Source organism: Streptomyces sp. M2CJ-2 (genome assembly GCF_016757295.1).
Taxonomy (GTDB): domain Bacteria; phylum Actinomycetota; class Actinomycetes; order Streptomycetales; family Streptomycetaceae; genus Streptomyces.
Genome location: NZ_JAESIF010000011.1, coordinates 135,858 through 153,909 on the forward strand (window position 1 = coordinate 135,858; position 18,052 = coordinate 153,909).

An 18,052-nucleotide genomic window follows, 5' to 3' on the forward strand; every position below is an offset into this window, starting at 1 on the left:
TCACTGTCTGCGGGCGCTCTGCTGGATGAAGCCGGTGAGGCCGTCCTGGCCGTCCTGGCCGCCTCTGCCGGTGTCCGTGCCGGTTCCGGAGGGGCCGCCCGTGCGGCCCGTGCCGTCCGTGCCGTTGGCTCCGTCGGTGCCGCTGTTGCCCGTGTTGCCCGTGTTTCCTGTGCTTCCCGTGCCACCGCCGGTGACGCCCGTGGTGTCACCGGCGGGTGTGGTGCCGCCGTCCGCCGTGCCGCCGCCGGTGGGGATGTCGCCGGTGGTGCCTTCGTCGGTCCGGCCCTGGGTCCCGCCTTCGGTGCCGTCCTCGTCCTGGCCCGGGTTCCGGTTCACGCTCTCGTCCGTGCCGGGTGCCTGGGACGTGTCGTCGTCCGGGGTGCTCGAGGACGGGTCGGCGCTCGCGGTGGGCGGTGCGGTGCGCTCGGCGCCGCTCTGGAGCCGGAGGTCGAAGTCGCTGACGGGTTCGCCCTTGAGCGCTTCCCGGGTGAACTGGGCCCAGATCTCGGCCGGGGGGCCGCCGCCGTTGATGCGGGGCAGGCCCATGGCGCCGTACAGCTTCTTCTGCTCGGCGGTGACGGGGTCCTGGCCCATGACGGAGACGACGGTGGCCAGTTCGGGGGTGTAGCCGGCGAACCAGGCGGCCCGGTCCTCCTCGGCGGTGCCGGTCTTGCCGGCGGCGGGGCGGCCGGCGCCCTGGGCGGCGGAGGCGGTGCCGTTCTGGACGACGCCGCGCAGGACGGCGGTCGTGGTGTCGGCGGCTTCGCGGCTCACGGCCCGGCGGGTCTTCCGCTCGGGCAGTGGCACCGTCTTGTTCCCGTCCTTGGTGATCTTCTCGATCATCGTGTAGGCGCCGTGCTCGCCGTGGTTGGCGAGGGTCGCGTACGCCTCGGCCATGTCCAGGGCGCTGGCGGTGGCCACCCCGAGGGCGATGGAGGGGGAGGCGGTCAGCTCGGGGGTGGTGGCGGGGATGCCGAGGTCGACGGCGGTCTGCTGGACCTTGTCGGAGCCGACGTCGACCGCCATCTGGGCGTAGACGGCGTTGACGGACTTGTCGGTGGCCTCGCGGACGGTGATGTGGCCGTAGGAGCGGTCGTCCTCGTTGGCCGGGGCGTAGCGTTCGCCGGGCCAGCCCTGGACGGGGCGTTCGTTGGTGCCGTCGTAGACGGTGTTCGGGGTGATGGCCTGGCCGCTCTGGGTGGTGGATCCGTTCTCGACGGCGGAGGCGAACACGAACGGTTTGAAGATGGAGCCGACCTGGTAGTCCCTGCGGGTGGCGTTGGGGGTGTACTGCTTGACGTAGTCGATGCCGTTGTACATCGCCACGACCTTGCCGGAGCGGGGGTCGATGGCGGCGCCGCCCGCGCGGACGTAGGTGTCGACCTTGCGGTTCTCCGGGTCGAGCCGGTCCATCAGGTTGTCGTTGACGGCGTCGACGAAGGCGTCCTGCTTGTCCTTGTGCAGGGTGGTGGTGATGCGGTGGCCGCCGGCGTCGAGTTCCTCCTCGTCGAGGATCTTGTTCCGGATCAGGTGGTCCTTCACGGTGCGCACGATGTAGCCGCGCTGGCCGGACATGCCGGTGGAGGTGGTGGTCTTCTTCGGCTTGGGGAACTTCAGGCCGGTGCGCTCCGCCTTGCTCAGCCAGCCCTTCTGGACCATGCCGTCCAGGACGTAGTTCCAGCGGGACTCGACGGCGGGCCGGTTCTCCGGGTGGGCGATGACGTCGTACTGGCTGGGGGCGTTGACGAGGGCGGCGAGGTAGGCGGCGCGGGGGGCGTCGAGGTCCTGTGCGTCCACGCCGTAGTAGGCCTGGGCGGCGGCCTGGATGCCGTAGGCGTTGCGCCCGAAGTAGCTGGTGTTGAGGTAGCCCTCGAGGATCTCGTCCTTGCTCTGTTCGCGGTCCAGTTTGATGGCGATGAAGAACTCCTTCACCTTGCGGGTGACGGTCTGCTCCTGGCGCAGGTAGTAGTTCTTCACGTACTGCTGGGTGATGGTCGAGCCGGACTGCTTGCCCTTGCCGGTGGCGGTGTTCCACGCGGCGCGGATCATCGCCTGGGGGTCGACGGCGGACTCGGTGTAGAAGTCGCGGTCCTCGGCGGCGAGGACCGCGTGCTGGGCTTCCTCGGAGATCCGGTCGAGGCTGACGCTCTCCCGGTTGACCTCGCCGTCGCGGGCGAGGACGGAGCCGTCGGCGTACAGGTAGACGTTGGCCTGTTTGGTGGCGAGGGCGTTGGCGGACGGGATGTGCACCAGGCTGTAGCCGAGGAAGAACCCGCCGACGAGCAGGAGGGCGGTGACGAGGAAGCCGCCGAGCACCATCCGCCAGGTGGGGACGTAGCGGCGCCATCCGGTGCGCACCCGCTTGCCCCCGGTCCCGGTTCCGGTCCCGGTTCCGCGCTGCGGGGTGCCGGCGGCCCGCGGCTCCCGCGGTGCCCAGCCCTGGCCGTGCTGCTGTGGCTGCGGCTCGTCGCTCATGTCGAGTACGGCCTCCTGTTTCACCGTGTTCGATGCGGTACGCGTGATGAGTTCACATTCGCGTCGTGCGTTCCTCCTATAGAAGACTGTCGCATCCGGCGCTCACTTCCCTGGCGACGGCGCGTCTCGGCCTGGCATGCGGCTTCTCACACGTATGGCCCTCGAGCTACGGGGTACGGCCGCGGGCCGCCGGTTCCGGTGCGGGGTCGTCTGCCTGCGAGGCCGCCGGAAAACACCTGGCGGGGCGTCAGGTGCGGGCAGTACGATCCTGCGCTTCGGCGTCGGACGCGGAGGGGTCGGGAGGCGGTGGTGGGCGAGGCCGGGGACGTGGACGCGGCGGGGGACGCGGGGGTGGGTGTGGCCGCGAGTACCGGCTTACGCGCAGGTGGGGGCTCGGTTCGGTTGTATCTGGCCGTCGTGGCCGGGGGTTTTCGGCGGTACGCGACGTACCGGGCGGCGACGGTGGCCGGGGTGTTCACCAACACCGTCTTCGGGCTGATCCTCGTGTACACGTATCTGGCGCTGTGGAACGAGCGGCCGGACCTCGGGGGGTACGGGTCGGCGCAGGCGGTCACGTACGTGTGGCTGGGGCAGGCGCTGTACGCGACGCTGGCCGTTCAGGGCGGCGGGTTCGAGATCGAGCTGATGGAACGGATCCGTACGGGTGAGATCGCGATCGACCTGTACCGGCCGGCCGACCTCCAGTGGTGGTGGCTGGCGCACGATCTGGGCCGGTCGGGGTTCCAGTTGCTGGGGCGGGGGGTGGTTCCCTTCCTGTTCGGGGTGCTGGTCTTCCCGGTGGCGCTGCCCGGCGATCCGCTGACCTGGCTGGCGTTCCTGCTGACGGTGCCGCTCGCGATGGTGGTCAGTTTCGCGATCCGGTATCTGGTGGCGCTGAGTACGTTCTGGCTGCTGGACGGCACGGGTGTGATGCAGATGCTGATGATCCTGGGGCTGCTCTGTTCGGGCATGGTGCTGCCGTTGAACGTCTTTCCCGGGCTGTTCGGTGAGGTCGTACGGGTGTTGCCGTGGGCGGCGCTCCTCCAGGGGCCGGCCGACGTCCTGATGGGCGAGACGGGCGCGTTGCCGGTGTTCGCGCTCCAGGGCGCGTGGGCGGTGGCGCTGCTGGCGACGGGACGGCTGGTGCAGTCGGCGGCGACGCGGCGGGTGGTGGTCCAGGGTGGCTGACGGCGGCGGGCCGGTGCACGGTGGCGGGCTGGTGCGGGGGGTGCGGGCGTACGGGCTGATCGCGGGGATGTGGATCCGGTCGACCATGGCGTACCGGGCGTCGTTCGTACTGACGACCGTGGGGTCTCTGGTGGTGACCGGGCTTGACTTCGTCGGCATCGTGCTGATGTTCTCGCACGTCGACGTGCTGGCCGGTTACGTCCTGGCCGAGGTGGCGTTCCTGTACGGCCTGTCCATGCTGTCCTTCGGGACCGCGGACCTGGCGCTGGGTTCGATGGACCGGCTGGGGCGCCGGGTGCGCGACGGCACGCTGGACACGCTGCTGGTGCGGCCGGTGCCGGTGCTCGCCCAGGTGGCCGCGGACCGTTTCGCGCTGCGCCGGGTCGCCCGCCTGCTGCAGGGGCTGATCGTCCTGTGCTGGGCCCTCGTCTCGCTGGACGTGGACTGGACGCCGCTGAAGCTGCTGTTGCTGCCGGTGACGGTGGCGAGCGGGGCGGCGATCTTCTGTGCGGTGTTCGTGGCGGGCGCGGCGTTCCAGTTCGTGGCGCAGGACGCGTCCGAGGTGCAGAACGCGTTCACCTACGGCGGGCAGACGCTGCTGCAGTATCCGCCGACGGTGTTCGCGCAGGAACTGGTGCGCGGGGTGACCTTCGTGCTGCCGCTCGCCTTCGTCAACTGGGTCCCCGCGTCCTATGTGTTGGACCGGCCGTATCCGCTCGGACTGCCGGAGTGGGCGGCGTTCGCCTCGCCGGTGGTGGCGGCGGTGTGCTGCGCGCTGGCGGGGGTGGCGTGGCGGGCGGGGCTTCGTTCGTATCGGAGTACAGGGAGTTAGCCGGTGGACGACGACGGTGGCGGCGGGCGGCGCGAGGGCGACGGTGACGGCGGGTTCATCCTTCTCGACCGGGTCGAGAAGGTCTTCGACGTACGGAAGAAGACCGGCTTCCTGAAGCGGGAGCGGCGGCGGGTGCGGGCCGTGGACTCGCTCTCGTTCGCCGTGGCCCGCGGTGAGATGGTCGGCTACATCGGGCCGAACGGCGCGGGCAAGTCGACCACCATCAAGATGCTGACGGGGATCCTCACTCCGAGCGGCGGCCGGCTGCGGGTGGCCGGTATCGATCCCACCCGGGAGCGGGTGCGGCTGGCGCACCGTATCGGGGTGGTGTTCGGGCAGCGGACGACGCTGTGGTGGGACCTGCCGCTGATCGACTCGTACCGGTTGATGCACCGCATGTACCGGATTCCCGACGCGCGGTACCGCGCGAACCTGGAGCGGCTGGTCGAACTGCTGGATCTGCGCGCCCTGTTGGACACTCCGGTGCGGCAGCTGTCCCTGGGGCAGCGGATGCGCGGCGACATCGCGGCGGCGCTGCTGCACGACCCGGAGGTGCTGTACCTGGACGAGCCGACCATCGGCCTGGACGTCGTCTCCAAGGCCAAGGTGCGGGAGTTCCTGAGGGAGTTGAACGCCGAGCGGGCCACGACGGTGCTGCTGACCACGCACGATCTGCAGGACATCGAGCAGTTGTGCTCGCGGGTGATGGTCATCGACCACGGCCGGCTGATGTACGACGGCACGCTCGCCGGGCTGCACCGGGCGGGGGAGAGCGAGCGGACCCTGGTGGTGGACCTGGAGCGGGAGATGCCTCCGATCGACGCGCCGGCGCCCGCGCGGGTGGTGCGGGTGGAGGGGCCGAGGCAGTGGCTGGCGTTCCCGGCGGCGGAGTCGGCGGCTTCGCTGGTGGCGCGGATCGCGGCGGAGTACCCGCTGGTCGACCTGTCGGTGCGGGAGCCGGACATCGAGGCGGTGATCGCGAAGATGTACGCGGAGCAGGCAGAGCAGGCGGACGGGGCGGAGCGGGCGGGACGGGCGGACGGGGCGGGGCAGGCGGTCTCGTAGCCCTCGGCCGCTCGTAGCCCTCGGTCGGGGGACCTCGTAGGCTGCTGTGTATGACCGACGACGCAGTCCCGGACCTCCGCGCCTCCGATGCCGACCGAGAGCGGGTCGCCGCCGTCCTGCGGGACGCGCTCGCGGAGGGGCGCCTCGACATGGACGAGTTCGAGGAGCGGCTGGACGCGACGTACAAGGCGCGGACCTACCGGGAACTCGAGCCGATCACCCGCGATCTGCCCGCCCCGGGCGTGACGGCCCCCGCCGTGTCCCTGACCAAGGCCCCGGAGCAGGGCGACACTTGGGCGGACCGGGTGGTCACGGGCAGCGAGGGGACGTCCACTTGGGCCGTCGCCGTGATGTCGGGGTTCCAGCGCAAGGGCCGCTGGACGGCACCGCGACGGTTCAACTGCTTCACCTTCATGGGCGGTGGGCAGATCGATCTGCGGGAGGCGAACTTCGCGGACCGCGAGGTCGTGATCAACGCGGTCGCGATCATGGGCGGGGTGGACGTCATCGTCCCGCCGGGTGTCGAGGTCGTCGTCCGCGGTTTCGGCCTCATGGGCGGCTTCGACCACAGTGAGGAGGGCGAGCCGGGTGACCCGGGTGCCCCGCGGGTGATCGTCACGGGGTTCGCCTTCTGGGGCGGCGTCGGCGTCCAGCGCAAGCTGGCCCGGGCGGAGAAGCAGCGGCTGCGCGAGGAACGCCGCCGCGAGAAGTTGGAGCGCAAGGACCGCAGGGAACACGGCCGCGGTCTCGACGCCTCCTCGTCCGGCCAGGCCTCCCTGGGCCACGGAGGCCTCGGGGCCGGGCACGGGTACGGCTCCTTCGACTCCCTGCACGGCCGCCACGGCGAGGAGCAGCGCGAACCCCGCCGCGACGGCGACCGCTGACCGGGCCGGGCCGCCCGCCCGCTTCCTACAGCCGGGCCGGTGCCCCGCCCTTCAGGTCGTCCAGGTCGAAGACCTCCGCCATCCGCGCGTACCCCCGGTCGCTCGGGTGGAGGTGGTCGCCCGAGTCGTAGTCGGAGCGCAGCCGGCGCGGGTCGTACGGGTCGCGCAGGGCCCGGTCGAAGTCGACGACGGCGTCGAAGACGCGCCCCGCGCGGATCTCCGCGTTGATCTGCTGCCGTACCGCCTCGCGCGGGCCGGTGTGGCCGCGGTGGCCGCCGAACGGCATCAGGGTCGCGCCGACGACCTTCAGCCCGCGGGCGTGGGCCCGCTCGACCAGGGTGTTCAGGCCGCCGACGACCGCGTCCGGGTCGGCGAGGTTCCGGTCGCGCAGGATGTCGTTGACGCCGAGGGCGATGACGACGACCTTGACGTTCGTACGGCCGAGGACGTCGCGGTCGAACCGGTTCAGGCCGCTGGGGTTCTCCGGGGGGCGGCCGAGGCCGTCGGTGAGGACGCGGTTGCCGCTGATGCCCGCGTTGACGACGCCGTGGCGCGGCACGTCCCGCCCGGCCTCGACCGCGGCGCGCAGCCGGTCGGACAGGACGTCCGGCCAGCGGTTGTTGCCGCCCGTGGTGGAGGTGACGCCGTCGGTGAGCGAGTCGCCGAGGACGACGACGGTGCCGTCGGCCTCGTTGCTCAGCACGTCCAGCGCGGTCAGGTAGCGCCAGTAGGGGCTCTCCTCGGTGTACGCGGCGCCGGTCGTGTCGCGGGTGTGCTCGCCGTGGGCGGCGTAGGAGATCTGGCGGGCGCGCGGGTGGTACGTGACCGGTCCGGAGACGCTGGGGGAGTACGTCGTGACCAGGACGTCCCCGTCGTACGGGACGGCGATGCGCACGGGGTCGCTGATCACCTGGCCGCCGGCCGGGATGACGACGGCGGGGCCGCCGCCGAAGGTGAGCCGCCGCATCGTGCCGGGGAGCGCCGCCGCGGTGCCCCGGTCGGCGGAGACGGCGATCGAGGCGCGGGTGACGGCCAGCGGGGATTGCCCGTAGAGGTTGGACAGGGTGATCCGGGCGCTGGTGCCGCCGACGCCGGTGTGCACGACGTTGCGCACCGAGCGGCCCGCGAGGCCGGTCGTCTCGGTGCCGGGCTCGCCCCCGACGGGGGAGGCGGCCCAGGAGCCGACCCAGGTGCCGGTGGAGGCGGGTGCGGCCGGGTTCTGCGGAGCGCCGCGGTCGTCGGCGAGGGTGCCGCGGTGTCGCGTACCGTCGTCGGAGGCCGCCGTGACGTAGATGGCGGCGGAAACGGCCACGATCGCGGCGACCACGGCGGCGAGCAGGGCGCGGTACTTCGCGGGCGGCGCCCCCGCGCCCCCGTCACGTCCCCGGGTCATGCTGTTCTGTTCTCCTCGGACGGTGGGAGCCCGAGGCTCCGTTCGGATGACCATCATGCGTCATGGACGAGGGGGAGTTCCCCGGCAGGACTTCTGGCGGACCCCCTTGAACAGACGCCGGGAACTCCTGTTCCGTTCCGGGAGTCGGACAGGAAGGGACAATGTGTGGGGGATCACCGAACAGGTGCGGCGGGCCGGAGCAGGTGGAGCGAGTGGAGCGGATGAAGCGGACCGAGCGGACGAGGGCGGCGGACACCACGGATGCCGGTGCCGGAGCCGGTGCCGGCGCGGGTCCCGGTGCCGGCTCCGCTCCGGGTCCCGGCCCCGGCGGCGCCACGAACCGCGCGATGACGACGTTCAGCGCGGCGGACGAGGAGAAGCAGCGCGGAGTGCGCCGGATGAAGCTCACCGCCACCGGACTGCTGCTGTTCGTCGCCGTGGTGTACGTCCTCGCCGAATGGGCCTCCCACCGGGGCGCCGGCGCCTGGGCGGGCTATGTCGCCGCCGCGGCCGAGGCGGGCATGGTCGGCGCGCTCGCCGACTGGTTCGCCGTGACCGCCCTCTTCCGTTACCCCCTCGGCCTGCGCATCCCGCACACCGCGATCATCCCCAACAAGAAGGACCAGCTCGGTGTCTCCCTGGGCGACTTCGTCGGCGAGAACTTCCTCTCCGAGGACGTCGTCCGCGGGCGGCTGCGCGCCGTCGGCATCGGCAACCGGCTCGGTGCCTGGCTCGCGGTGCCCGAACACGCCGACCGGGTCACCGCCGAGCTGTCGGCCGCCCTGCGCGGCGCGCTGACCGTGCTGCGCGACTCCGACGTCCAGGCGGTGGTCGGTGAGGCGATCACGCGCCGCGCGAACGCCCAGGAGATCGCGCCCGGCATGGGCAAGATGCTGGACCGGATCGTCGCCGACGGCGGTCACAAGAAGGCCGTGGACGTCGTCGTCGCCCGCGCCCACGACTGGCTGGTGCTGCACGGCGACTACGTGATGGAGGCCGTGCACGGCGGGGCCCCCGGCTGGACCCCGAGGTTCGTGGACCGCAAGGTCGGCGAGCGGGTCTACAAGGAGCTGCTGCGCTTCATCACCGAGATGCGCGACATGCCCACCCACCCCGCGCGCGGCGCCCTCGACCGCTTCCTCGCCGACTTCGCCTCCGACCTCCAGGCCGACACCGACACCCGTGCCCGGGTCGAACGCCTCAAGGGCGAGGTCCTCGGCCGGGGCGAGGTCCAGGACCTGATCGCCTCCGCCTGGACCGCCGTACGATCCATGATCGTCTCCGCGGCGGAGGACGAGCGCAGCGAGCTGCGGCTGCGGGTGCGCGCCTCACTGCTGTCGCTGGGCGCGCGCATGGCGGCCGACCCCAAGATGCAGGGCAAGGTCGACGGCTGGCTGGAGAGCGCCGCGGTGTACGTCGTGACCACCTACCGCAAGGAGATCACCTCCCTGATCACGGACACCGTGGCGAGCTGGGACCCCGAGCACACCACGAAGAAGATCGAGGCGAACATCGGCCGCGACCTCCAGTTCATCCGCATCAACGGCACGGTCGTCGGCTCCCTGGCGGGCCTGGTCATCTACACGGTGGCGCGGGTGGTGGGGGCGTAGTCTTCCTTCTCCCAGGGCATGCCGACCGTGAGGAGCCGAGAAACCATGACCGTCCGCAGGATCATGCCCGACCTCCACGTCGACTCCGAGCAGGCGATGCGCGGCAGCCGCGACTTCTACGGCCTGCTCGGCTTCGAGGAGGTCATGAACATGGGCTGGGTCATGACGCTCGCGTCCCCCGCCAACCCCACCGCCCAGATCAGCTTCTTCACCGAGGAACGCACCGGACCGGTCGTCCCCGACCTGAGCGTGGAGGTCGAGGATGTCGACACGGTGTACGAGCAGGTGCTGGCCTCGGGAGCGGAGATCGTACGGGAGCTGCGGGACGAGGAGTGGGGCGTACGCCGTTTCTTCGCCCGCGACCCGAACGGCCGCGTCGTGAACGTGCTGAGCCACCGGACCTGACCGGCCCCCGGCCCGCCGGACGTGCGCGACCCGACCGGCGGGCCCGAGCCGGCCGTCCGGTCCCGCCCCGGCGGACTCAGCCCCGCCGGTCGGCGACCGCCCACGAGGCGAGCGCCATCGCCCCCGCCGCGCCGAACACGGCCGGCCAGGCGCCGACCTTCTTCGCGAGCGGATGCGACCCGGCGAAGGCGGCGACGTACGCGGCCGACAGCGCCCCCGCGGCCGTCCCTCCGGCCTGCTCCCGCCACTGCCGCGCGGCGGCGGCCCCGGCGACGGCGAGCACGACCCCGCCCAGCTCCCGCTTCCGCGTCCAGCGGGCCACGCCGTATCCGCCGACCAGTCCGCTCGCGGCCAGTACCGAGCCGGGAACCTTCGCCATGTCCTGTCCTGCCTTCTGCCGCTGCGCCTGGAGGGCGGGCCTTCACAAGACTTCGAGGCTAACTCCCGGACCGGCCGTGTCGCGCCCGGGGTGGGCCGAGTCCGTGAGGGGACCATGGGCGCCGGAGCCGGGGGTTGAGTCTCAGCTTGTCAACTTTCCTCCCGCGAGCTATATAAGAAGACGTAGGGCATCGCACCTGGACCATTGATGAAAGGAGTGAGCTGTGATGCTCATGCGCACGGACCCCTTCCGCGAATTCGACCGACTCGCGCAGCAGGTCCTCGGCTCCACCGGCCGCCCCTCGGTGATGCCGATGGAGGCCTACCGGGCGGGGGACGACTTCATCGTCCACTTCGACCTCCCCGGCATCGACCCCGAGACGATCGAACTGGACGTCGAGCGCAACGTCCTCAACGTGCGCGCCGAACGCCGTTCCCCGGCTCCCGAGGACGCGGAGCTGCTGGTCGCCGAACGTCCCACGGGCGCCTTCACCCGCCAGCTCTTCCTCGGCGAAACCCTGGACACCGAACGCATCGACGCGTCCTACGAAGCAGGCGTCCTGACCCTGCGCATCCCGGTGGCCGAACAGGCCAAGCCGCGCCGCATCCGGATCACCGGAAGCGACAGCCGCAAGCAGATCGGCAGCTGACAGCACCCACGAAACGCGTCCCGCGGATTCCGGCTTCCGGCTTCCGCGGGACGCGGCCCATGCCTGTCTGATTCGGGGGCAGTCGAAGCCCCGGGAGGGAGAGGAGTCATGACCATGACCACGCTGACGCCGCAGAAGCCCGTGACGCCGCGTACGGAAGGGGTGGTGATCCCCGCCCCGAACCGCGACCGCCGCACCCGCCGCGACGAGGGCCGGGAGGACGGCTGGCGCGAACTGGTGGACGCGGTACGGGAGGCGGGCCGGTACCCGACGGGAGCGGAGGCGGAGAGCGTCACCCGCGTCGTCCTGTCCGCCCTCGGCGGCCACGTCGTCGGCGACGAACGCGTCGACCTGGCCCGCGCTCTGCCCGAAGAGGCGGCGAGGGTGGTCGCCTCCCGGATCCCGGCGACCCGCCCCCTGACGGCGGCGGAGTTCGTCGACTCGTTGGCCACCCGCATCGAGGGCGCGACCCCGGCCACGGCCCGCTGGGACGCCGGCTCGGTCCTGAGCGTCCTGTCGCGCCTGGTCGGTGACGCCCTGGTCACCCGCATCCTGGACCAACTGCCCCCGGGCTACGCCCTCCTCTTCGGCCGAGCGGAACTGTCCCCGGCCCAGTGACGAGCGGAGCGAGGCCCGACCGGCGACCGACGGCCCGGCCCGGATCGCATGATCACGGGCCGGGCCGGACTCGCCTGCCGGTCAGTTGCCGAACGCGGCGGCGAACATGCCGGGCTCGTAGGAGCCTCCCCGCTGGTGCACGATCACGGCGAGCCGGTTGGCCGCGTTGATCAGCGCGACCAGGGCGACCAGCGCGGCGGTCTGGTCGTCGTCGTAGTGCTTGCGCACCTGGTCCCAGGTCTCGTCGGACACACCCTGGTGGGCGTCGGCGAGCCGGGTGCCCTCCTCGGCGAGCGCCAGCGCGGCCCGCTCGGCGTCGGTGAACACGGTGGACTCGCGCCAGGCGGCGACCAGGTGGAGCCGGACCGCGGTCTCACCGCCGGCCGTGGCCTCCTTGGCGTGCATGTCGATGCAGTGACCGCAGCCGTTGATCTGGCTGGCGCGCAGCGACACCAGCTCCTGCGTGGACCTCGGCAGCGGCGACTGCCGGACCACCAGACCGGCGCCGGCGAACCGCTTGGCGAACTTCAGGGAGATCTCGTTGTCGAACATGTCGAACCGGGCGTCCATGACGTCGTCCTCACTCGTGTTCGCGGTGTTGCACTGGACGAACACGAGACGCCGCCGCCCCGCTCCCTGTGACAGGCCGGCCGTGTGACACGCGCCATCACTCAGGGATGTCACACATCCGCGAGGGCCGGTGTCCGGCGTGAGGGGCGCCGCCGGTCTCAGTCCGCCCCGCGGCCCAGGACGCGGCGGGCCGCCTCGGCTTCCGCCGCCGCCGGGGACAGCTCGTCGAGGGAGTCGAGTTCGGTGTCGCTCTCCAGCTCCCGTTCCCAGGCCGCCGCGAGCTGCTCCTGCTCCTCGCGCGGTTTGGCGCTGATGGCCTCCCGGTGGTCCGGGTCCAGAGCCGTCAGGAATCGTCCGACCGGGTCCGTGGACATGCCGTGCTCCTTGTCGCTGGGAGGTGGCTGGGAAGGCCGCCGGGAAGCAGGCCGCTCCCAGCACCAGCATGGCCAGCCGGTCCGCAGACGGCGACCCGACACGGGAACAAGGGGGATGGCAGAGTGGAAGGCCACCTCCCTCCCGGCCTTCAGGAGACAGACCCGGACATGCGACTCCTCCTCATACGCCATGGTCAGACCCCTTCCAACCTCAAGCACCTGCTGGACACGGCGGAACCCGGCCCCGGGCTGACCCCGCTGGGGCAGGAGCAGGCAGCCGCCCTCCCGGACGCGCTGGCGGAGGAGAGGATCGACGCCCTCTACGCGTCCACCCTGCTGCGCACACAGCTCACCGCGGCTCCGCTGGCCGCCCGGACGGGACTGGAGGTCCGGGTGCGCGACGGTATCCGGGAGCTGTCCGCCGGCGACCTGGAGATGCGAGGGGACGCCGAGGCCGTCGAGACCTACCTGACCACCGCCTTCGCCTGGTCGGCGGGGCACACCGGACTCCGGATGCCGGGCGGCGAGAACGGGGTGGAGGCCCTGGGGCGGTACGACGCCGTCGTGGAGGAGGCCGCGGCCACCGGGGCCGAGACCGTGGCCATGGTCAGCCACGGCGCCGCGATCCGCATGTGGGTGGCGGCCCGGGCGGAGAACGTCGACGTCGACTTCGCCTCCGCCCACGCGCTGCGGAACACCGGTGTCGTCATCCTCTCCGGCGTCCCCGGCGAAGGCTGGAGGGCGCACCGCTGGGAGGACCACTCCGTCGGCCCCGAGGCCAGCGGCCCGGACACGAGCGGCCCCGCGGGGGAAGCCGTCGAACGTCCACGGCGCTGACCGCCGGAGCGGGGGAGCTGCTGTCGGACTCCGTCACGACGGCGTCGACCCGGCGGGTGTGCGGCAGAGGCCTGCCCACGGGCTCACCGGTGACCGGGCCGACGGATGGAGCAGACGACCGTCCCAGGTCATGAGGAGTGACGGCCTGTCGCCGGCCTGCCGGGCAGATGCGGACACCCGGCCGGCCCGGCCGGTGTTCCCACGCCCGCCCGCCGGCACCCCCGAACACCAGAGGTCCATGAGCCCGGTGAGCCCGGTGAGCCCGGTTTCCTTCCCGTCCGCCTGAGCGAGCCGTGAACCGTCCGCACACGGACGGCCCGGTTCCGGGCTGCATGGCGTGCACCCCCTTTCTTTGAGGGGCATAACCGCAGTTCAGGGCCCTCATCAAGGGGAGCATGAAGGCTGCATGGATGTCCCTATGCAGCTGCCCGGAAACGTCTTCTCGCGCCTTGCTCCCGCGGGCAGTCTGGTCCTGCGCCGGGCGCCTCCCGGACGTCCCGCCCTCATCGGCGGACGACGTGTCCGGGCGCGGCGCGGTGCGTTTCCGTCAGCTCTCCACCCGAAGGGGTACCTCCATGTTCACTGTCCGCAAGACCATCACGTCCGTGCTGTCGACGGTCGTTCTCGCCGGCGGGCTCGCCTTCGGCGCCGCCGGCACGGCGAGCGCCGCCACGTGCCCGTCGTCGGCGTCCCCGAAGATCGACGGGGCACAGGCCGGCTGGACCCTGCGCTGCTCGGGCGGCTCCGTGCGGGTGTCCGGCTGGCTCGAGGACACCCGTATGGACGGCAAGTGCGCAGTGGTCCGCATCACGGGCGGCAACGGCGACTACCGCACGAAGAAAGCCTGCGGCTCCGGGGTCCGGGAGCAGTTCGACTACACCTTCGCGGGGACGAACAAGGCCCAGGCGCGCCTGGCCATCGCCTGAACCCGCTCCGGGGCGGGCACCACGGCGCCCGCCCCGGAACACTCGGGTGCGGGTGCTTCCGAACGCATTGCGCACCACCGCTGAATACAAGTACTCATGTGTCTGCTCACGCTTCGGTGTCGGGTGGACTCGTGCTCAATGAGCCACCGGGCCCCCGGAAGCGGGCCGAGTGATCCAAGGATGACCCGATCTTGAACGCTCTCCGTGATGATGCTGCCGTGGATTGTCACCGTCGGTGGTCAGGGTTCGGGTCTGTCGTCACGGGCGTCGGCCCCGTTCGACGCGGCGGGGGCGCTTGCCGCGCAGGCCGACATGGCCGCCGAGCTGTCGTCGTTCACCGCGTTCCGCAAGCGCGTCGACGATCTGATCCGCGGCTTGAAGGGCTCGGCGGCGGGTCCGGACAAGGTGGGCCAGGAGCAGCTCGTACGCCATCAGTTCGGTGGTGGAGACGGGGCGTGGGCGGAGGCGGCCGGGCTGTTCACCGCGTACGAGACGGTGATCGGTGAGCTGGAGACGCTGTCGAAGCTGCTGTCGGACTCCATGGAGGGCATGGGTATCGCCGTGCTGGCCTCGCACAAGGGCTACCAGAACATCGACCTGGACGTCCGGGACCGTATGGCGGCGATCAGCGCGGAGACCACGGAGCACTACGGCGGCAGTTACGATCCCGGCCTCCCGCAGCCGGGCCCGAGCGGCGGCGGCCGGACGTCGGTGGGCGGCGACGCCGGAGGATCGATCTGATGCCGGGCAAGGGGCCCGGTGGCGGAACGTCCTTCGAGGACATGAGCCACGAGCAGATGCTGGCATGGCTGGACAAGGCGAACGCGGGGACGGTGCAGGCCGCCGCCGACCGGCTGATCGCCGCGGCCAAGGAGATCCACAAGATCGCTGAGGACCTGAAGGTCCGCCCGCAGTGGGTGGAATGGAAGGGGGAGGGCGCGGACGCCTTCCGCACCTGGAGCGGCGATCTGGCCAACTCCACCCTGCGCCTGGGCGACTTCAGCGAGCACGCGGCGAAATGGCTGGCGGAGACGTCCGGAGCGATCGCCCAGGCGCAGGCGTCGATCCCACGAGACGCCGGGAGCGCGCAGGCGAACCTGGACGCGGCGCGGGCGGCACGCAACGACCCGGACGCGGCGCGGGCGGCACGCAACGACCCGGACGCTGCGGCGGTGGGCGCCAAATCCGCGAGTGAGCTTGCGGCGCTGGCGGCGAACAAGGAGGAAGTCCGGCAGCAGGCTGCGGCGCAGATGTGGAAGCTGGGGCAGACATATGCGTGGTCGGCCACGCGGCTGAACGCTTTGGAGCGGCCGAAGTTCCCGCCACCGCCGGAGGCGTTCGTGCCGGATGACAGCCACGCGTTCCGCGGCGCCACGGCTGAGGCTCGTGCTGGTGGTTCCCCAGCAGGGACCTCGTCCTCCGGTGCTGTCTCCTTCGCAAACCCGGCGCACGCTCGAGAGGGTTCCTCCAGCGCTCCCGACCTGCGGCAGTCCTCGGGTGCGGCATTGTCTGAACGCGATGTACAGGTGGACGTGGAGCAGCCCACGCGGATGGGCATCGACTCCGTGGCCGTGCTGCCTCACAGTCCGCCGTCTCCGACAACTGCGGCAGGTGACCTGCCCGGCCCGGAGCAGGTGAAGGGCGGTACGACTCCGCAGACCGGCATGATCCCTTCCGTGTTCGATAGAGGCGGAGGCGCTCCCGTCAACAACCAGGCAGGGCAGGGGCGGGCACCAGGAGTTGGCCATGCCCCCTTCCTGCCAGGCCAGGGGTCCGTGTCGAATCCCGTGCGCATGCCGCCAGGTGCCACCGGCAGTAGCGGTATTGTCGGCGGCCGTTCCGTCACGCCCCCCGCAGGCAGGCCCACGGGGGCCATTCCGCGCGGTGTGGTCGTGGGCGGGGAGGGCGTGGCCACACCGCGCGGCCCGGTGGGTCCGACCGCTGGTCCGACGAGTCCGGTCGGCCGTGCGACGGGTCAGCAGGGCCAGGCTCCCGGCCGTCGTCCCGCGGTCTCGAACCGGGGTATCGTCGGCGGCCGTCCGCTGCCCAACGACGGTGCCGGCAGCGGCCTTCCGCAGCAGTCGGGGCGTACGGGGGCGGTGCTGTCCGGACCTGGCAGCCCAGGTGCCCCAGCGGGTTCGGGCACGGCGGGCCGCGGCATCGTGGGCGGCGCGTCCAGCGCGACGCGCCAGGGCGGTGGCCGTGGTGTCAGTGGAACTCGTGCCTCTCGGTCGGCGCCTGCGGCGAACACGGGCAGCAGCCGCGGACGACCGTACGGCGCGGCCAAGGATGAGGAGACCCGGCGGCAGGGCGGCCTCCGCGCCGTACCGCCGGTCATCGACTGACGTATCCAGGAATGGAAGAGAGCGACGTTCATGCGCACCAGCAGCATCAGACACAGGGGCCGCCGTGCGGCGGCATCGGCGGTCCTCGGCCTGCTGCTGGTCACCGCCGCGGGCACGACGGCCCACGCGGAGTCGACGCGCGGGCAGCAGTGGTTCCTGGACGCGATGAAGGCCGAGCAGATGTGGCAGACCAGCACCGGCGAGGGTGTCACGGTCGCCGTCATCGACAGCGGCGTCGACCCGGGCAATCCCGACCTGAAGGGGCGCGTCCTGCCCGGCAAGGACCTCGCGCCGAACCAGCCGGGCGACGAGCACACCGACTACGAGGGCCATGGCACGGGCATGGCCGGCCTGATCGCGGGGACCGGCGCGTACGGTGGCGGCAACGGCGCCTTCGGACTCGCCCCCGGCGCGAAGATTCTCCCGATCCGACTGCCCAAGGGGGGCACGGCTGCCAACAAGGCGGAGGGAAACGCACGCTTCAACACGGCTGTTGCCCAGGCAATCCGCTACGCGGTCGACCGAAGAGCGAAGGTCATCAACATCTCCCAGGGTGCTACAGAAGGTTCCCCACAGGTGACCGCAGCCGTCAAGTATGCGCTCGACAAGGGTTCTTTGATTTTCGCCGCTGTCGGGAACAACGGAGACGGAGCCAACGAGGTGATGTATCCCGCTGCCACTCCGGGAGTAGTCGGTGTGGCAGCGGTGGGCAAGGACCTGCGCAGGACCGCCGAGTCCGAGTACGGACCGCAGGTCGATATGGCCGCTCCAGGGGAGGACATGGTGGCCGCCTGCGGGAGCGAGACCGGCTTCTGCCGGACCCACGGCACCAGCGACGCCAACGCCCTCGTCTCGGCCAGCGCCGCTTTGATCTGGTCGGTGCATCCGGACTGGACCAACAACCAGGTCCTGCGCGTCATGCTCAACACCATCGGCGGCCCCACGGACGGTGCCAAGCGCAACGACTCCATCGGCTACGGCATCGTCCGCCCTCGCATCGCCCTGCAGAACCCCGGCGACCCGGGACCCGCCGACGTCTACCCGCTGCCCGATCTCGCAGCCGCCGAGCGGAAGTCACCCTCCCCCCAAGCTTCTGGAACCTCCGACGCGGGCGCTCCGGCCAAGGATGACGACACCGCCGCGACGGCTTCCGAGGCGTCCACGGACAACGGCACCCTCTGGACAACGCTGGGCATCGGTGCGGCCGCACTCCTCGCAGCGGCCATCGCGGTAGCCACCGTCGTCCGCAGACGTCGGACACCGGCAGCCCCACTCCCGACACCCGTCCCCGTCCCCGTCCCCGTCCCCGGCCAGTTTCCCTACCCGACAGCGGGGTTCACAGCGCCTCCGCCCACTCCTCCGGAGGCACCGGGCAGCGCCACCCGGCCCGGTCAAGGGCCTGGTCCCATCTGAGTACAGCTACTCAGCCTCGATCCACCGCGTGAATTCTGCTCACGGGCGTCGGGCGGCTCCTGGTGGTTTCTTCGGGACGCGGGCAGCGG

Annotated in this window: 18 protein-coding genes; 13 read left to right on the forward strand and 5 right to left on the reverse strand. The window is 71.6% G+C overall.

The genetic code is table 11. The features are described 5' to 3' along the window. A complete protein-coding gene (locus tag JL475_RS12395) occupies positions 1-2,475 on the reverse strand; it encodes a transglycosylase domain-containing protein (protein WP_202277635.1) in 2,475 nt (824 codons plus the stop codon). A gap of 402 nt (positions 2,476-2,877) precedes the next feature. Between JL475_RS12395 and JL475_RS12400 the strand changes: the two genes are divergently transcribed. The 4 genes from JL475_RS12400 to JL475_RS12415 all read left to right on the forward strand — a co-directional run bounded on the left by JL475_RS12400 (position 2,878) and on the right by JL475_RS12415 (position 6,444). After that, positions 2,878-3,663 (forward strand): ABC-2 family transporter protein, encoded by a 786-nt coding sequence (locus JL475_RS12400; protein WP_202277652.1) that lies wholly within the window; start codon positions 2,878-2,880, stop codon positions 3,661-3,663. 67 nt (positions 3,664-3,730) lie between these two features. Further along, positions 3,731-4,495 (forward strand): ABC transporter permease, encoded by a 765-nt coding sequence (locus JL475_RS12405; RefSeq protein WP_202277651.1) that lies wholly within the window; start codon positions 3,731-3,733, stop codon positions 4,493-4,495. A 3-nt stretch (positions 4,496-4,498) separates the two neighbouring features. Next, positions 4,499-5,560, forward strand: coding sequence for an ABC transporter ATP-binding protein (locus tag JL475_RS12410; protein WP_307825031.1), 1,062 nt, complete (start codon positions 4,499-4,501; stop codon positions 5,558-5,560). Positions 5,561-5,610: 50 nt separating this feature from the next. Beyond that, positions 5,611-6,444: a DUF1707 domain-containing protein gene (locus JL475_RS12415; RefSeq protein ID WP_202277636.1), complete on the forward strand. Its 834-nt coding sequence runs from the start codon at positions 5,611-5,613 to the stop codon at positions 6,442-6,444. Positions 6,445-6,469: 25 nt separating this feature from the next. Here the strand turns inward: JL475_RS12415 and JL475_RS12420 are convergent, their stop codons facing one another. Next, positions 6,470-7,837, reverse strand: coding sequence for an SGNH/GDSL hydrolase family protein (locus tag JL475_RS12420; RefSeq protein WP_202277637.1), 1,368 nt, complete (start codon positions 7,835-7,837; stop codon positions 6,470-6,472). 221 nt (positions 7,838-8,058) lie between these two features. On the opposite strand from JL475_RS12420, the gene JL475_RS12425 reads away from it, so the two are divergent. Both JL475_RS12425 and JL475_RS12430 read left to right on the forward strand, forming a co-directional pair. Then, positions 8,059-9,447 carry a DUF445 domain-containing protein gene (locus tag JL475_RS12425; RefSeq protein ID WP_202277654.1) on the forward strand — a complete coding sequence of 463 codons (1,389 nt, stop codon included), beginning with the start codon at positions 8,059-8,061 and terminating at the stop codon, positions 9,445-9,447. A 45-nt stretch (positions 9,448-9,492) separates the two neighbouring features. Next, positions 9,493-9,852: a VOC family protein gene (locus JL475_RS12430; RefSeq protein ID WP_202277638.1), complete on the forward strand. Its 360-nt coding sequence runs from the start codon at positions 9,493-9,495 to the stop codon at positions 9,850-9,852. 76 nt (positions 9,853-9,928) lie between these two features. On the opposite strand, the gene JL475_RS12435 is transcribed toward JL475_RS12430, so the two are convergent. Beyond that, positions 9,929-10,231: a hypothetical protein gene (locus tag JL475_RS12435; RefSeq protein ID WP_202277639.1), complete on the reverse strand. Its 303-nt coding sequence runs from the start codon at positions 10,229-10,231 to the stop codon at positions 9,929-9,931. Between the two features lie 226 nt (positions 10,232-10,457). Between JL475_RS12435 and JL475_RS12440 the strand changes: the two genes are divergently transcribed. Together JL475_RS12440 and JL475_RS12445 are read left to right on the forward strand one after the other, a co-directional pair. Continuing rightward, positions 10,458-10,880: an Hsp20/alpha crystallin family protein gene (locus tag JL475_RS12440; protein ID WP_202277640.1), complete on the forward strand. Its 423-nt coding sequence runs from the start codon at positions 10,458-10,460 to the stop codon at positions 10,878-10,880. A 114-nt stretch (positions 10,881-10,994) separates the two neighbouring features. Continuing rightward, positions 10,995-11,498, forward strand: a complete 504-nt coding sequence (locus JL475_RS12445) for a DUF2267 domain-containing protein (RefSeq protein ID WP_202277641.1) — start codon at positions 10,995-10,997, stop codon at positions 11,496-11,498. Positions 11,499-11,579: 81 nt separating this feature from the next. Here the strand turns inward: JL475_RS12445 and JL475_RS12450 are convergent, their stop codons facing one another. Both JL475_RS12450 and JL475_RS12455 read right to left on the reverse strand, forming a co-directional pair. Further along, positions 11,580-12,068, reverse strand: a complete 489-nt coding sequence (locus tag JL475_RS12450; protein WP_202277642.1) for a carboxymuconolactone decarboxylase family protein — start codon at positions 12,066-12,068, stop codon at positions 11,580-11,582. Positions 12,069-12,226: 158 nt separating this feature from the next. Further along, a complete protein-coding gene (locus tag JL475_RS12455) occupies positions 12,227-12,442 on the reverse strand; it encodes a hypothetical protein (RefSeq protein ID WP_202277643.1) in 216 nt (71 codons plus the stop codon). Between the two features lie 168 nt (positions 12,443-12,610). Here JL475_RS12455 and JL475_RS12460 point away from each other — a divergent pair, with 168 nt between their 5' ends. The 5 genes from JL475_RS12460 to mycP all read left to right on the forward strand — a co-directional run bounded on the left by JL475_RS12460 (position 12,611) and on the right by mycP (position 17,963). Next, positions 12,611-13,279: a histidine phosphatase family protein gene (locus JL475_RS12460; protein WP_202277644.1), complete on the forward strand. Its 669-nt coding sequence runs from the start codon at positions 12,611-12,613 to the stop codon at positions 13,277-13,279. A gap of 575 nt (positions 13,280-13,854) precedes the next feature. Beyond that, entirely contained in the window at positions 13,855-14,205 is a 351-nt protein-coding gene (locus tag JL475_RS12465; RefSeq protein WP_202277645.1) for a hypothetical protein, read from the forward strand. A gap of 207 nt (positions 14,206-14,412) precedes the next feature. Further along, positions 14,413-14,946 (forward strand): hypothetical protein, encoded by a 534-nt coding sequence (locus JL475_RS12470; RefSeq protein ID WP_307825032.1) that lies wholly within the window; start codon positions 14,413-14,415, stop codon positions 14,944-14,946. Next, positions 14,946-16,550, forward strand: coding sequence for a translation initiation factor IF-2 (locus JL475_RS12475; RefSeq protein ID WP_202277646.1), 1,605 nt, complete (start codon positions 14,946-14,948; stop codon positions 16,548-16,550). The genes JL475_RS12470 and JL475_RS12475 overlap by 1 nt, the downstream gene beginning before the upstream one ends. A gap of 30 nt (positions 16,551-16,580) precedes the next feature. After that, positions 16,581-17,963 carry a type VII secretion-associated serine protease mycosin gene (mycP, locus tag JL475_RS12480; protein WP_202277647.1) on the forward strand — a complete coding sequence of 461 codons (1,383 nt, stop codon included), beginning with the start codon at positions 16,581-16,583 and terminating at the stop codon, positions 17,961-17,963. Positions 17,964-18,052: the final 89 nt, after the last annotated feature.

Bases quoted from the DNA above. Each gene is read 5' to 3' on its own strand.
- mycP (WP_202277647.1), top strand. From the start codon at position 16,581: ATGCGCACCAGCAGCATCAGACACAGGGGCCGCCGTGCGGCGGCATCG.
- JL475_RS12425 (WP_202277654.1), top strand. From the start codon at position 8,059: ATGAAGCGGACCGAGCGGACGAGGGCGGCGGACACCACGGATGCCGGT.
- JL475_RS12470 (WP_307825032.1), top strand. From the start codon at position 14,413: ATGATGCTGCCGTGGATTGTCACCGTCGGTGGTCAGGGTTCGGGTCTG.
- JL475_RS12415 (WP_202277636.1), top strand. From the start codon at position 5,611: ATGACCGACGACGCAGTCCCGGACCTCCGCGCCTCCGATGCCGACCGA.
- JL475_RS12395 (WP_202277635.1), bottom strand. From the start codon at position 2,475: ATGAGCGACGAGCCGCAGCCACAGCAGCACGGCCAGGGCTGGGCACCG.
- JL475_RS12460 (WP_202277644.1), top strand. From the start codon at position 12,611: ATGCGACTCCTCCTCATACGCCATGGTCAGACCCCTTCCAACCTCAAG.
- JL475_RS12420 (WP_202277637.1), bottom strand. From the start codon at position 7,837: ATGACCCGGGGACGTGACGGGGGCGCGGGGGCGCCGCCCGCGAAGTAC.
- JL475_RS12450 (WP_202277642.1), bottom strand. From the start codon at position 12,068: ATGGACGCCCGGTTCGACATGTTCGACAACGAGATCTCCCTGAAGTTC.
- JL475_RS12465 (WP_202277645.1), top strand. From the start codon at position 13,855: ATGTTCACTGTCCGCAAGACCATCACGTCCGTGCTGTCGACGGTCGTT.
- JL475_RS12440 (WP_202277640.1), top strand. From the start codon at position 10,458: ATGCTCATGCGCACGGACCCCTTCCGCGAATTCGACCGACTCGCGCAG.
- JL475_RS12435 (WP_202277639.1), bottom strand. From the start codon at position 10,231: ATGGCGAAGGTTCCCGGCTCGGTACTGGCCGCGAGCGGACTGGTCGGC.
- JL475_RS12475 (WP_202277646.1), top strand. From the start codon at position 14,946: ATGCCGGGCAAGGGGCCCGGTGGCGGAACGTCCTTCGAGGACATGAGC.
- JL475_RS12445 (WP_202277641.1), top strand. From the start codon at position 10,995: ATGACCACGCTGACGCCGCAGAAGCCCGTGACGCCGCGTACGGAAGGG.
- JL475_RS12430 (WP_202277638.1), top strand. From the start codon at position 9,493: ATGACCGTCCGCAGGATCATGCCCGACCTCCACGTCGACTCCGAGCAG.
- JL475_RS12455 (WP_202277643.1), bottom strand. From the start codon at position 12,442: ATGTCCACGGACCCGGTCGGACGATTCCTGACGGCTCTGGACCCGGAC.
- JL475_RS12405 (WP_202277651.1), top strand. From the start codon at position 3,731: ATGTGGATCCGGTCGACCATGGCGTACCGGGCGTCGTTCGTACTGACG.